Origin of the sequence: Rugamonas rivuli, from assembly GCF_009380165.1 — a bacterium.
GTDB lineage: Bacteria > Pseudomonadota > Gammaproteobacteria > Burkholderiales > Burkholderiaceae_D > Rugamonas > Rugamonas rivuli.
Genome location: NZ_WHUF01000008.1, coordinates 49,005 through 63,426 on the forward strand (window position 1 = coordinate 49,005; position 14,422 = coordinate 63,426).

Here is a 14,422-nt window from a genome sequence, read left to right on the forward strand (position 1 = left end):
CCCGGTGCCTTGTGCTCCGGGCTTGTGCGTTAATCTGAGGAGTTCCCATGTATGTAGTCCGTCCGGTAGAACTTGCGGATATTGCTGCCCTCGAAGCGCTGGCCGCAGTGACCATGCCGGGTGTGCACACCTTGCCGAAAACGCGCGAGAAGATCGCCGACATGATCGAGCGTTCGATCGCCTCGTTTGCCGCCCACGTCGACATCCCGAGCGAAGAATCCTACCTGCTGGTGCTTGAGTCGCCGGCCGATAAAACCATCGTCGGCACCGCCGCGATGTTCGCCGCCGCCGGCTCCAACGGCACCTATTTCTCCTTCCGCAACGACGTGATCCAACAGGTATCGCGCGACCTGAACATCAGCCACAGCGTGCACGCGCTGACGCTGTGCTCCGAGCTGACCGGCTACTCCCAGCTGTCGAGCTTTTACGTCGGCGAGCGCGAACACGGCACGCCGGAAGCGGCCCTGCTGTCGCGCGCGCGCCTGATGTTCGCCGTGCTGGCGCCGCACCGCTTCGCCGACCGCTTCTTCGTGCCGCTGGCCGGCGTGACCGACGCCGACGGCGGTTCGCCGTTCTGGGATGCGCTGGGCCGCAAGTTCTTCAAGATGGACTTCCTCGACGCCGAGCGCGTCATCGGCGGCGCCCGCAACCGCACGCTGATCGTCGAACTGATGCCGCACTATCCGGTCTACGTACCGCTGCTGCCGGGCGACGCGCAGGCGGCCATGGGCCAGATCCATCCGTCGGGCGAGCTGGCGTTCAACCTGCTGACGGCCGAAGGCTTCGAAGCCGACGACTACATCGACATCTTCGACGGCGGCCCGATCCTGCAAGCGCACAAGAACACGCTGCGCACCTTCACCGGCGCGTTGCAGCGCCGCGTGACCACGGCCGGCGAATCGCCGGACCGCGGCCGCGAGCCGCAGCTGCGCTACGCCGTGTCGTCGGGCTCCGAACACAACTTCCGCGCCGTGATCACGCATTGCGCGGCGCTGGAATCGCAAGTCAACGTGGCGCTGCCGGCCGATGTGCAGGAAGCGCTTCAGATCGCCGAAGGCGATACCGTCATCTGCGTCAGAATCTAAGAGTGGACCACCTATGCTAGTAGTACGCGCAATCACAGCCAACGACCTCGACGCCCTGTACGTGATGGCCACGCAGGTCGGCAGCGGCATGACCACCCTCAAGCCGGACATGAAGATGATGGGCGACCGCCTGGCCATCGCCGTGGCCTCGTTCGCCGAAACCATCCCGCCCGAAAAGCGCGACTACATGTTCGTCATGGAGGACACCAGCAACGGCCGCATCGCCGGCGTGTGCGCGATCAAGGGCTCGGTGGGTTTGACCGAACCGTTCTACAACTACCGCATCGGCACGCTGGTGCACTCCAGCCGCGAGCTGGACGTGTTCACCCGCATGGACACGCTCTACCTGTCGAACGACCTGACAGGCAGCACCGAACTGTGCTCGCTGTTCCTGGCGCCGGACTACCGCACCGGCAACAACGGCAAGCTGCTGTCGAAGAGCCGCTTCCTGTTCATCGCCCAGTTCCCGCACCTGTTCACCGAGAAGCTGATCGCCGAGATGCGCGGCTACCAGGAAGAGGGTGGCCGCTCGCCGTTCTACGAAGGCCTGGGCCGCCACTTCTTCAAGATGGACTTCGACCACGTCGACGACCTGACCGCCGTCGGCAAGAAGTCATTCATCGCCGAGCTGATGCCGCGCCAGCCGCTGTACGTGGCCTACCTGCCGGAAGACGCGCAGGAAGTGATCGGCAAGGTCCACACCTCGACCGCGCCGGCGCGCCGCCTGCTTGAACAGGAAGGCCTGTACTTCGAAGGCTATGTCGACATCTTCGACGCCGGCCCGGTGCTGCAGGCGCGCGTGTCGGAACTGCGCGCCATGCGCGAGAGCACGCTGGCTGAAATCGGCCTGGCGACGGACTGGGATTCGGCCTGCGCGCCGGAGACCGCAGTCGCCGAACCGATGCTGGTGTCGAACACCACGCTCAAGGATTTCCGCATGATCCTGTCGCAATCGGTGCCGGTCAACGGCGCCATCGCGCTGCCGGAAGCCGAACAACAACTCCTGCACTGCCATCCCGGCGATACGGTGCGCACGCTGACCCTTAATCTGAGGAAGAATCCACATGTCTAAAGCTCTGAGTAACTTCATCAACGGCGAGTGGCTCGCCGGCAGCGGCGCCGAACTGGTGACGATCGATCCGTCGAACGGCAAGCAGACCTGGGCCAGCAACGAATCGACCGCGCAGGACGTGGGCCACGCCGCCGCCGCCGCGCGCGAGGCGTTCGAAGCCTGGGCGCTGACGCCGCTGGCCGACCGTATCGCCGTCTGCACCCGCTTCCGCGATCTGCTGAAGCAGGATGCGGAAGAGCTGGCGCTGCTGATCGCCGAGGAAGTGGGCAAGCCGATGTGGGAGGCCCGCACCGAAGTGACCACCATGGCCAACAAGATCGACATCTCGGTGCAGGCCTATGGCGCGCGCACCGGCGAAACCCAGAACAAGGTCGCCGACGGCGAGGCCGTGCTGCGCCACCGTCCGCATGGCGTGTTCGGCGTGTTCGGTCCTTACAACTTCCCGGGCCACCTGCCGAACGGCCATATCGTGCCTGCGCTGATCGCCGGTAACACCGTGGTCTTCAAACCTAGCGAATACGCACCGCGCACCGCCGTCAAGACCGTGCAGCTGTGGGAAAAAGCCGGCGTGCCGAAGGGCGTCATCAACCTGGTCAACGGCGGCCGCGATGCGGGTATCGCGCTGGGCCAGAACGCCTTGCTGGACGGCGTGCTGTTCACCGGCAGCTGCCAGACCGGCACCGCGCTGCACAAGCAGTTCGGCGGCCAGCCAGGCAAGATGCTGGCGCTGGAAATGGGCGGTAACAATCCGCTGGTGGTGTGGGACGTCAAGGATATCGACGCCGCCGTGTTCATGGCGATTTCGTCGGCCTTCATCTCGGCCGGCCAGCGCTGCACCTGCGCGCGCCGCCTGATCGTCAAGCAGGGCGCCGAGGGCGACGCGATCGTCGCGCGCCTGGTCGACGTGGCCAGCCGCCTGACCATCGGCGCATCGGCCTCGGAGCCTGCGCCGTTCATGGGCCCAGTGGTGTCGGCGGCCATCGCCAAGCGCCTGGTGCAGGCGCAGGCCGACATGGTCGCCAAGGGCGGCAAGAGCTTGCTGACCATGCGCCAGCTGGTCGACAACACCGGCTTCGTTTCGGCCGGCATCGTCGATGTCACCGACGCCAAAGGCATTCCTGACGAAGAGTGGTTCGGCCCTCTGCTGCAAGTGATCCGCGTGGCGGACTTCGACAGCGCGATCAAAGCCGCCAACGCCACCGAATTCGGCCTGGCCTCGGCACTGATCTCGAACGACGAAAACCTGTGGAAGATCTTCCAGGTGCGCGCACGCGCCGGCATCGTCAACTGGAACCGTCCGACCACCGGCGCCGCCAGCAGCGCGCCGTTCGGCGGCGTGGGCCAATCGGGCAACCATCGTCCGAGCGCCTACTACGCGGCCGACTACTGCGCCTACCCAGTCGCTTCGATCGAAAACAATGTACTTGAAATGCCTGCGAAACTGTCGCCGGGCATGCACTTCTAAGGAACTGAAATGCGCGCACGCGAATTCAACTTCGACGGCCTGGTAGGCCCATCGCACAACTACGCCGGTCTGTCGTTCGGCAATGTGGCCTCGTTCAGCAACGTCAAGAGCGCTTCGAATCCGAAGCTGGCGGCCCTGCAAGGCCTGGCCAAGATGCGCGCGCTGGCCGCGCGTGGTTTCGGCCAGGCGCTGCTGCCGCCGCAGGACCGTCCGAATTTCCGCCTGCTGCGCAGCATCGGTTTCACCGGCAGCGATGCCGAGGTGCTGGCCAAGGCCGCCAAGGAGTCGCCGGTGATCCTGGCGTGCGCCTACTCGGCCTCGCCGATGTGGACCGCCAACGCGGCCACGGTCAGCCCGTCCGCCGACAGCGCCGACGGCCGCACGCATTTCACCGCCGCCAATCTGAATAACAAGCTGCATCGCGCTTTCGAGCACGCGCAGTCGGCGCGCTCGCTGCGCGCCATCTTCAAGGACGAGAAGCACTTCGCCGTGCATGACGCGCTGCCAGGCACGCCGGCATTCGGCGACGAGGGCGCGGCCAACCATACGCGCCTGTGCAAGGACCACGGCAGCGCCGCCGTCGAGATGTTCGTCTACGGCCGCACCGAGTTCGACGCCTCCGCTCCTGCGCCGAAAAAATACCCGGCCCGCCAGACGCTGGAAGCATCGCAGGCCGTGGCCCGCCTGCACGGCCTGTCGGCCGAGCGCACCGTCTACATCCAGCAGAACCCGGACGTGATCGACCAGGGCGTGTTCCACAACGACGTGATCGCGGTCGGTAACGGCAATGTGCTGTTCTACCACGAGCAGGCTTTTGCCGACGAAGCGGGCGCGCTGGAACAGCTGCGCCGCGCGATGGGTGGCGTGGGCGCTGACCTGAACGCGATCCGCGTCGATACCGCCAAGGTGTCGGTGGCTGATGCGGTGCACAGCTATCTTTTCAACAGCCAGCTGCTGAGCAAGGACAACGGCAAGATGGCGCTGGTGATTCCGCAGGAGTGCGAGGAAAACGCCGCCGTTGCGGCCTATCTGCAAGGCCTGGTCGCCAGCGGCAACGCGGTCGACGAGCTGATTCACTTCGACCTGCGCCAGTCGATGCGCAACGGCGGCGGCCCTGCGTGCCTGCGCCTGCGCGTGGCGCTGACCGATGCCGAAGCGGCTGCGATGCATCAAGGCGTGGTGATGACCGAGGCTCTGTACCACACGCTGGTGGCGTGGGTGGAGAAGCACTACCGCGACCGCCTGGAACCGTCCGACCTGGCCGATCCGGCACTGGCGATCGAAGTGCACACCGCGCTGGAAGATCTGAGCCGGATTCTGGGCTTGCCTGGACTGTATGATTTGTAAAACACCATCTCGCCCCCATATGGGGATTTGGTGTCTAATAGCGCTCAACCCTGCCGCGCAGCCACAAGCCGGCGCGGCGCCTGCAACATAAAATACACATAACGTATTGGAGAAGCAACGATGAAACAAATGCCACAAGACCTGCGTAAACAAACGCTGGAATTGGTCAACGCCAGCAAGCCCGCCAGCGACAGCACTCAAGTCGCCGCGCTGATCAGCGCCTGGCTCGGTTCCCTGGATGACGAAGACCTGGCCGGCACCGTGCCTGACAGCCTGGCGCCGGTCCTGTGGGATGGTTTCACTCAAGCTTCCAAGCGCACCGGCTCCGGCGCGCAGATCGCCAAGCTGCGCTACGCGGATGGCCGCGGCGGCATGGCCACCGCGCTGCTGGTGCTGAACGACGACGTCCCTTACCTGGTCGATTCCATGGTCATGGCCATGCGCAAGCTGCGCGTGGGCGTCAACGGTGTATTGAACTCGGTGCTGCCGGTTGCGCGCAGCGCGGACGGCGTAGTGACCGCCGTCGGCCAGGCCGGCGACAAACTCGAATCGTATGTACTGTGCCTGCTGTCCGAAGACCTGCCTGAAGCCGAAATCGGCATGCTGGTCGAGCGCCTGGAAATGGTGTCGCGCGACGCCGCCGTGGTGCGCCGCGACAAAGCCGCGATGCAGGAACACTTCAGCCGCATCGGCGCCGAAGCCGCATCGCATGGCGAAGAAGGCAAGGAAGTCGCCGCCTTCCTGGAATGGGCCAAGACCGAGGGCTTCGAGCCGTTCGGCTACGCCTACTACCAGGTCAAGCCGGGCGTGCGCGAACTGGAACGCGACATCCCTAGCCGGGTCGGCGTGCTGCAAGATACATCGCATCCGGTCTACGGCACCTGTCTGGCCAATATCCCCGGCGATTTCGACACGCTGTCGAAACGCGCCCACACCCTGTCCATCGTCAAGGCCGACGTAGAAGGCACGCTGCACCGCGACCAGCAACTGGACTTCATCGGCATCCGCCACACCGACGCGCAAGGCGCGATCCTGGGCGAGTACTGCTTCGTGGGCCTGTTCACCCGCGCCGCCACCGCGACGCCGCTGAACCGCCTGCCGTTCGCCCGTGGCCGCGTGGCCAAGGTGCTGAGCATCGCCGGCGTGCGCCAGGAAGGCTTCCGCGCCGAGAAGTTCCTGGAGATCCTGGAATCGCTGCCGCGCACCGAGGCGCTGGAAGCGGAACCTGAATGGCTGGCCGAAGTTTGCGGCGCCGTCGTGTCGCTGTACAAGCAGCCGCGCACCAAGGTGTTCGCCCGCCGCGACGTGTATGCGCGCCACCTGAATGTGCTGGTCTACCTGCCACGCGAGCGTTACAGCGCAAGCGTCGCTTCCGCACTGGCCAAGGCGCTGCAAGCCAGCTCCGGCGCGCAGTACGTCAGCTCGCAGACGCTGGTGGCCGATGGTCCGCTGGCCCGCGTGTATCTGATCGCTCACGCCGCGCGCTACCCGCTGGACCTGGAAACCGATATTCAACAACCGCTGCTGTCGGTGCTGGACGGCTGGCACGACCAGTTCTCCGTGCTGGCCGACGCCGTGCCGGACCTGCCGCTGCGCGCCAGCCTGCGCAAGATGTGCGCCACGCTGCCGACCGACTACGTCGCCACCACCGCGCCGGAAGCCGCGTTCCACGACCTGGGCACCATCCTGCGCAACACCGATCCGTCGCGTGTGGACGTGCGCGTGGAAACCGTCGCCGATGCGACCACCATCCGTCTGTACTCCGTCGACCGCGTGCCTTCGCTGTCGACCATCCTGCCTGCGCTGCATAACGCCGGCGTGTCGATCGACCGTGAACAGGCGCACTCGCTGCGCGTTGACGGCCAGCGCCACTTCGTCACCAGCCTGTCGGTGGACGCCGCCAGCGCCGCCAACCTGGCCAAGGCCGATGTCGTGCCGGTCGCGCAGGAACTGTTCGCCGCGCTGTTCAACAACGAAGCCGAAGACGGCCGCTTGAATGGCCTGGTCATCGAAGGCGGTTTGAGCGTGCGCCAGGTACAACTGGTGCGCGCCTACATGAGCTACTGGCGCCAGACCGGCACCCGCTTCTCGGTGCGCTACATCGCTGAAACGCTGCGCAAGCAGCCGGTCATCGTCAAGGAACTGGTGGACGCGTTCCTGCAACGCTTCAACCCTGCGCTGGACGAAGCCACCCGCACCGCCGCGCTGGACAAGCTGGCCGGCATCAAGAGCCGCCTGCCTGCGATCAACCACGCCGACAGCGAAGAAGTGCTGGGCGCGATGACCGATCTGATGGTCGCCACGCTGCGCACCAACTACTTCCAGAACGACCAGAAGGGCGACAAGATCATCTTCAAGTTCGACACCAGCAGCCTGTCGCTGGTGCCGGAGCCGCGTCCGTTCCGCGAGATCTTCGTATTCTCGCGCCGCTTCGAAGGCGTGCACCTGCGCGGCGGCCCGGTCGCCCGTGGCGGCTTGCGCTGGTCGGATCGCATGGAAGACTACCGCACCGAAGTTCTCGGCCTGGTGAAAGCACAGATGGTGAAGAACGCCGTCATCGTGCCGGCCGGCGCCAAGGGCGGCTTCGTTTGCAAGCAGATGCCGAAAGACGCCGTGCGTGAAACCATCGCGGCCGAAGGCGAGGCAGTGTATCGCCTGTTCATCGCCAGCCTGCTGGAAATGACCGACAACCGCGTGCTGGGTAATATCGTTTCGCCAGCGGACACCGTGTGCTACGACGGCAACGATCCGTACCTGGTAGTGGCTGCCGACAAGGGCACCGCGACCTTCTCCGACATCGCCAACGGCATCGCCGTGCAGCGCGGCTTCTGGCTGGGCGACGCGTTTGCGTCGGGCGGCTCGAACGGTTACGACCACAAGAAAATGGGCATCACCGCCAAGGGCGCATTTGAAGCCGTCAAGCGCCACTTCTACGAAATGGACCACGACATCCACGCCACGCAAGTGACGATGGTCGGCGTGGGCGACATGTCGGGCGACGTGTTCGGCAACGGCGCGCTGCTGTCGCGCAAACTGAAAATCGTGGCGGCCTTCGATCACCGCCACATCTTCCTCGATCCGAATCCGGACATGGAAAAATCCTTCGTCGAACGCGAGCGCATGTTCGCGCTGCCGCGCTCCTCGTGGGACGACTACAACAAGGAACTGATCTCGGCCGGCGGCGGCGTGTACCCGCGTACCGCCCGTTCGATCGAGCTGTCGCCGCAGATCCGCGCCGCGCTGGATATCGAGGAAACCGCGCTGTCGCCTGAAGAGCTGATGCACCGCATCCTGCTGGCGCCTGTGGACCTGTTCTACAACGGCGGTATCGGTACCTACATCAAGGCGTCGACCGAATCGCACGCGCAAGTGAAGGACCGCGCCAACGACAACATCCGCGTGGACGGCAACCAGCTGCGCTGCAAGGTCGTCTCCGAAGGCGGCAACCTGGGCGCGACCCAGGCAGGCCGTATCGAGTTCGCGTTGTCGGGCGGCCGCATCTTCACCGATGCGATCGACAACTCGGCCGGCGTGGATTGCTCGGACCATGAAGTGAACGCGAAGATGTGGCTGGACGTGGAAATGAACGCCGGCCAGCTGAGCGAAGCAGACCGCAACCGCGTGCTGAACGAAATGACCGCCGACATCGAACGCCTGGTCCTGCGCGACAACACGCTGCAAACGCAGCTGCTGGTGCGCGAAGCGCAAGCGCAGGTCGACGCCTCCGTGCAGGATGGTTATGCCGCGCTGATCGCGTCGCTGGAAGAAGAGGGCGCGCTGTCGCGCGAACTGGAGCAGCTGCCATCGGTGGCTGAACTGGCGCGCCGCAAGGCCGACGGCCGTGGCCTGACCACGCCGGAACTGGCGGTGGTGATCGCCAACGTGAAGAACCGCTACAAGCGCATCCTGTCGGCGCTGCCGCTGACGGATTTGAGCTGGGCCGAGTCGGTGCTGAAGCCGTACTTCCCGGATCTGCTGGTGGCGACTCGTCCTGCGCTGGCGCACCCGCTGGCCAACGCCATCCTGGCGACCGTGCTGGCCAATGAATCGGTCAACCGTTGCGGTCCGCTGATGCTGCGTCAACTGGCCGGCGAACATGGTGTGGATGAATCGGATGTGATCCTGGCGTGGGGCCAAGCATGGTCCGCGCTGAACCTGGCGCCTATCTTCACGACGCTGGATGCGGATGCGTTGAAGGTGCCGCGTGCCGTGTCGATCAAGGTCGATGGCCGCACTCGCGTGTTGCAGAAGTCCGTCATCGAAGGCGTGCTGACGGTGCCTGCCGATCAGTTGCGCGCCGGTGTCGCCGAGCTGACCAAACTGTTCGCCAAGCCTGCAACGCTGGCGCAGCTGACGCCGGCCGACGGCCAGTCGGATGCGGACATCACCTCCGGCCTGCGTGCCGAATTCGTGCAGGCCTGGAAGGCTGTCGAGGCTATCGAGGCGGTGGCGGCGTTTGTGTTCGCGGCGCTGTCGGTATCGCGTCCGGTGGGCATGGACTTGCCGGCGTTCCTGCAAGTTGGCCTGGCGCTGCGCGCGCAGGTCGGCATCGATACGCTGGAACGTGGTCTGAAACTGCCGGCTACCAGCCGCTCGCAAGAGCAGCTGCGCAGCTACGCGCAGAACGCGCTGCGCCGCACGCAGCAACGCCTGCTGTCGCAGGTGCTGCAGCATGCGACCGGCGGCCATACGGCGGCGGAAGCGGTGGAAGTCGTGGCCAATACGCTGGGCTTGTCTGGCTACGCGGCGGCGACCGATCTGGAACAGGCGATGCTGGACGTTTGGGCTTTGTCCGAAGCGACCAATTCCGGTAACACGATGCTGGTGGTGTAAGTAGATGACTGATTTGCCTAAGGCTTTGCCGGAATCGGTACGCGCGCTTGCTGAAGCGGATTTCAGCGCTGTCGCGCAGCGTTTTTCGGCGGCTGGTTTTGCGGTGACGCAGCCGGCCGACGGTATCCTGACGATCAAGGCCGAAGGCGAACGTCCGAGTGTGCTGGTGTCGGTCGGCGTGCATGGCGACGAAACCGGTCCTATCGAGGTGGTGGCGTATCTGCTGGAAGCCTTGTCGCAGCAGGCGCCGTCGCTGGCGGTCAACCTGATGCTTTGCGTTGGCAATATCGGCGCCATCCGCGCCGGCAAGCGCTTCATCGATGCTGACTTGAACCGTATGTTCCGCAAGGAGCGCGGGACGCTGGAAGGTACTGCGGAAGCGGCGCGTGCGGATGTGATGATCGCCGCGACCACGGACTTCTTCGATGGCGCGGGGCCGGTGCGCTGGCATCTGGATTTGCATACGGCGATACGGCCGTCGGTGTATCCGACTTTCGCTATCGTGCCGGAGCTGATCGCGGAGCAGCCGCGCCGCGAGTTGATCGAGTGGCTGGGATTGGCCGGCATCGGTGCAGTCATCATGAATCCGGCTTCGGTCGGGACTTACAGCTATTACTCGGCCGAGCATCATGCGGCGGCCGGCACGACGGTGGAGCTGGGGCGTATCGGTACGCTGGGGCAGAATGATCTGTCGCAGTTTGTCGATGCGTCGCAGGCGCTGGATGATTTGCTGCGGGGTGCGGCCAAGCGTGAGGCCAGGCAGCAGCCGCACGTGTTCAACACTGCGCGTCAGATCATCAAGTTGAGCGACAAGTTCCAGATGGCGTTCGGTAAAGAGACGCACAACTTCACGGCGCTCAAGCAGGGCGAGGAAATCGCCCGTGACGGCGATACTATTTATACCGTTCAGCATCCTGAGGAGCTGGTGGTGTTCCCTAATCCTGATGTTCGCATCGGTCTGCGTGCGGGCTTGATGGTGGTGCGGGTCGCCTGATCTTTACGTCGCTTTACACTCTGCGGGGTCATAGTTACATCGATTAGTTCGTTAACAGGAACAACAGTGTCCTTAACCACGGAGTAATCATCATGACGACAGCAATCAGCGGCGTTTCAAGCGGCAGTACCCAGCCTACCTCCTTCGATCCTGCGAAGGGGGCGGCGCGCTTTGCAGCCAAGGTATTCGGCGATCTGGATGCCGACAAGGATGGCAAGGTCAATAAAGACGAATTCGTATCGGGCCTGGAAAAGAAAGGCGTGTCGGCAGACGACGCCACCAAGCAGTTCGATGCGATCGATACGCAGAAGTCTGGTTCGATCACGCAGTCAGACCTGGAGACTGCGATCAAGAGCGGCACCTTTGCGCCGCCGCGCCCGAGTGGTGGTGCGGGTGGCGCCGGCGGCGCTCAAGGTGGCCAGGGTGCGAAGGGCGCGCACGGTGCGGGTGGTGGTGGCGCAGGTGGCGTCAGCAGCACAAGCAGCACCAGTAGCTCAACCACGACCTACGAAGCAGCCGATACCAACAAGGACGGCACGGTCTCCGCACAGGAACAACTGGTCTACAGCATCGCCCATCCCGACAAAACCACCGACGCCAGCAAAATCGGCAGCAACGTCGACCAGTTGGCCTGAGCGTCTCGATTGCGTCGATTGCGCTACACTCGCAGTTCTCTATCTCACGTCTGGAGTTCGCGATGTCGCTATCGATGTATCAGGTTTCGGTGCCTGTGTTTGTGCGGGGCTTGAAGGTCTTGTCGGATTTGCTGGGGAAGGCCGAGGCTTATGTCGAGCAGCATGGCTCGGTGCCGGATGCGATGATCTCGGCGCGCTTGGCCGATGACATGATGCCGCTGTCGGCGCAGGTGCAGCGCGCCAGCGATACGTCGAAATTGTCGGTGGAGCGTTTGAGCGGCGTGCCCGCGCCCAAATTTGAAGACAACGAAACGTCGTTCGATCAGTTGCAGCAGCGGATCGCCGATACCATCGCCTACCTGGAAAGCATCGACGAAGACGCGTTCGCCGACAGCGAAGCGCGCACGATCGCACTTAATTTTGGTTCGTTCCAACCGGAGTTCAAAGGGGACGACTACTTGCTGACGTTCGCGTTGCCGAACTTCTTCTTCCACATCGTCACCGCCCACGATATCCTGCGCAACCGGGGCGTCCCGGTCGGCAAGCGCGATTATCTCGGGCCGTTCTGAATCAGCCGCGCGCCAGCCACGCAGCCAGCGTGCCCGCCAAACCCAACAGGGCAACGGCGGCGCCAGTCACGACAGGATGAAAACGCCGGGATACAGTGGGGATTTTTTGGATAGGCATGGCAGGCTCTCTTGGGCTTGGGCTAGGCTAGTTGTAACACTTGTCCCTAGAGTAACTTGACAATAATTTCCAATCTATACATCCCGCTGTATCAAAAGTAAGCAACTGTAACGGAGCCCTTGCCCCGCTTGGGGTCTGAGTTGTTTTTCTAACACAAAATTACTGTATTGCGATGGGCCGGAAGGCCCTATAATCGCTTAGTTTTTTTGCCCGTACATATCTCCCACAAGGATTGCCTGTGAACCAAACGCTGGTCCAGAAACTGACCCGTACCAAGCCGGTCAATAACACTGTAGAAACTGCTCCCTCCAGTAGCAACGGCCTGCACCGCTCCATAGGCTTGTTTCCCCTGACAATGATCGGTGTCGGCGCCACGATCGGCACCGGGATCTTCTTCACGATGGTGGAGGCGGTGCCGAAAGCCGGCCCTTCCGTGATCCTGTCCTTCCTGTTCGCCGCCATCACCGCCGGCCTGACCGCGCTGTGCTACGCCGAACTGTCGTTCCGCATTCCGGCGTCCGGCTCGTCGTACTCGTTTGCTTACGCCACCGTCGGCGAGTTCCTGGCCTTTATCATGGCGGCCTGCCTGCTGCTCGAATATGGGTTGGCGGCCAGTGCCACGGCGATCGGCTGGTCCGATTACCTGAACAACTTCCTGAACAATGCTTTCGGCGTGCACATCCCCGAGATGTTGCGCTCGCCGATGATTGTGTCCACGCCCAAGGGCATCGAGTTCCACGGCGGCCATATCAACCTGCCGCCTATCCTGCTGGTCGGCCTGTGCTGCCTGCTGCTGATACGCGGCACCAAGGAATCGGCCACGACCAACGCCATCATGGTGATGATCAAGCTGGCGATCCTGATCTTCTTCGTGGTGATCGCCTTCTCCGGCTTTGATATAAACAATTTCCACCCATTCTTCAGCCCGGACAACGGCGTCCACATCACCGGCATGACCGGCGTGACGGCCGCTGCGGCCACGGTGTTCTTCTCGTTCATCGGGCTGGACACCGTCGCCACGGCCGGCGAAGAAGTGCGCGATCCCAAGCGCAACGTGCCGATCGGCATCCTGGCTGCGCTGGGCATCGTCACGCTGTTCTACCTGCTGGTGGCCGTGGCCGCGATGGGCGCGCAGCCTGCGTACAAGTTCGCCGGGCAGGAAGCCGGCCTGGCCGTGATCCTGCAGAACGTGACGGGCAAGACCTGGCCTGCGCTGGTGCTGTCGGCCGGCGCCGTGATCTCGGTGTTCAGCGTGACGCTGGTGACGATCTACGGCCAGACCCGCATCCTGTACGCGATCTCGAAGGATGGCCTGATTTCCAAGTCGTTCCAGAAGGTCAATGCGCGCACGGCCTCGCCGGTGCAGAACACGCTGATCGTCTGCATCGTGGTCGGCCTGGTGGCGGGTTTCGTTGACGCGACCTTCCTGTGGGATATGGTCAGCATGGGTACGCTGACGGCCTTCATCGTGGTGTCGCTGGCGGTGCCGGTGATGCGCCGCAAGGAAAACGGCAAGGGCACCAAGGGCTTCCGCGTGCCGTTCGGCCCGTATGTGGTGCCGGGCCTGAGCATCGCCGCCTGCCTGTATCTGATGTTCGGCCTGTCGCTGACGACCTACACCATCTTCATCATCTGGATGAGCGCGGCGATTTTGACGTACTTCCTGTACGGCATGCGCAACTCGCGACTGAATACGGCCAAGTAAAAACCTGGACGTAAAAAAGCCCCGGCCGCTTGCGCGTTACCGGGGCTTTTTGCTGTGTGCGACAGACGGCTTACGCTTCGTCTTTGCCAGGCTTGGCGCCCAGGTAGAGGCGCAGTACGAGGCCCGACAGGGCGATGGCGGCAGGCAGGTTTTCGATGATGGTCAGCATGGTGATCTCCAGGAAGTTAAATTCGGTTCAATTAACCGCGCGACGCCATGTAGCGCAGTTCGGCAGACAGGTTGGGCGAATGACGTTCGCAGTCATTGGCCATGCTGTTCAGCCACGATGCGGCGGACTCTTGCTGGCGCGGCGTAACAACTTCTTCAGCGACGACAGCTGGACGTGGCTTGACTGCGAACAGTGCGGCAATCAGCTGGCGCGCTGCGGCGGCAACGTTGCTTGCATAGCGGGTCGAGGTCAGGTCGATGTAGATCAGGTTGTTAGTTGCGCTCATCAGAAGCTCCTTAAATGTTCGTTTGTTGCAGTGCAGTATGCGCGCCTTTCAGTAATAAATAAACTTTTGATTTGTGATACTCGCCATAAGCAATCAATATAACTGGCGATTTCCCCTATGAGAAAAGCGTTCTCAAGAGTAATT

General features: G+C 63.3%; 10 protein-coding genes. 9 read left to right on the forward strand and 1 reads right to left on the reverse strand.

The window, feature by feature from the left end:
* The first annotated feature begins 47 nt into the window (after window positions 1-47).
* The 9 genes from GEV01_RS25585 to GEV01_RS25625 all read left to right on the forward strand — a co-directional run bounded on the left by GEV01_RS25585 (window position 48) and on the right by GEV01_RS25625 (window position 13,823).
* On the forward strand, window positions 48-1,085 hold the full coding sequence (locus tag GEV01_RS25585; protein ID WP_008452934.1) for an arginine N-succinyltransferase: 1,038 nt from the start codon (window positions 48-50) through the stop codon (window positions 1,083-1,085).
* 13 nt (window positions 1,086-1,098) lie between these two features.
* On the forward strand, window positions 1,099-2,157 hold the full coding sequence (gene astA, locus GEV01_RS25590) for an arginine N-succinyltransferase (protein ID WP_008452933.1): 1,059 nt from the start codon (window positions 1,099-1,101) through the stop codon (window positions 2,155-2,157).
* The gene (astD, locus tag GEV01_RS25595) at window positions 2,150-3,622 is read left to right on the forward strand and encodes a succinylglutamate-semialdehyde dehydrogenase (RefSeq protein ID WP_070272288.1); all 1,473 of its coding nucleotides are present in this window, start codon (window positions 2,150-2,152) and stop codon (window positions 3,620-3,622) included. Before astA ends, astD begins: the two co-directional genes overlap by 8 nt.
* Before the next feature lie 9 nt (window positions 3,623-3,631).
* Window positions 3,632-4,969 (forward strand): N-succinylarginine dihydrolase, encoded by a 1,338-nt coding sequence (gene astB / locus GEV01_RS25600; protein ID WP_152808441.1) that lies wholly within the window; start codon window positions 3,632-3,634, stop codon window positions 4,967-4,969.
* A 120-nt stretch (window positions 4,970-5,089) separates the two neighbouring features.
* Complete coding sequence (locus GEV01_RS25605; protein WP_152808443.1) at window positions 5,090-9,802, forward strand: NAD-glutamate dehydrogenase domain-containing protein; 4,713 nt, start codon at window positions 5,090-5,092, stop codon at window positions 9,800-9,802.
* Window positions 9,803-9,806: 4 nt separating this feature from the next.
* Window positions 9,807-10,796 carry a succinylglutamate desuccinylase gene (locus GEV01_RS25610; RefSeq protein WP_152808445.1) on the forward strand — a complete coding sequence of 330 codons (990 nt, stop codon included), beginning with the start codon at window positions 9,807-9,809 and terminating at the stop codon, window positions 10,794-10,796.
* 92 nt (window positions 10,797-10,888) lie between these two features.
* Window positions 10,889-11,431: an EF-hand domain-containing protein gene (locus tag GEV01_RS25615; RefSeq protein ID WP_152808447.1), complete on the forward strand. Its 543-nt coding sequence runs from the start codon at window positions 10,889-10,891 to the stop codon at window positions 11,429-11,431.
* Between the two features lie 62 nt (window positions 11,432-11,493).
* Window positions 11,494-12,000, forward strand: coding sequence for a DUF1993 domain-containing protein (locus tag GEV01_RS25620; protein ID WP_152808449.1), 507 nt, complete (start codon window positions 11,494-11,496; stop codon window positions 11,998-12,000).
* Between the two features lie 356 nt (window positions 12,001-12,356).
* Window positions 12,357-13,823, forward strand: a complete 1,467-nt coding sequence (locus tag GEV01_RS25625; protein WP_328595622.1) for an APC family permease — start codon at window positions 12,357-12,359, stop codon at window positions 13,821-13,823.
* Window positions 13,824-14,023: 200 nt separating this feature from the next.
* Here the strand turns inward: GEV01_RS25625 and GEV01_RS25630 are convergent, their stop codons facing one another.
* Window positions 14,024-14,278 (reverse strand): hypothetical protein, encoded by a 255-nt coding sequence (locus tag GEV01_RS25630; RefSeq protein WP_152808453.1) that lies wholly within the window; start codon window positions 14,276-14,278, stop codon window positions 14,024-14,026.
* Window positions 14,279-14,422: the final 144 nt, after the last annotated feature.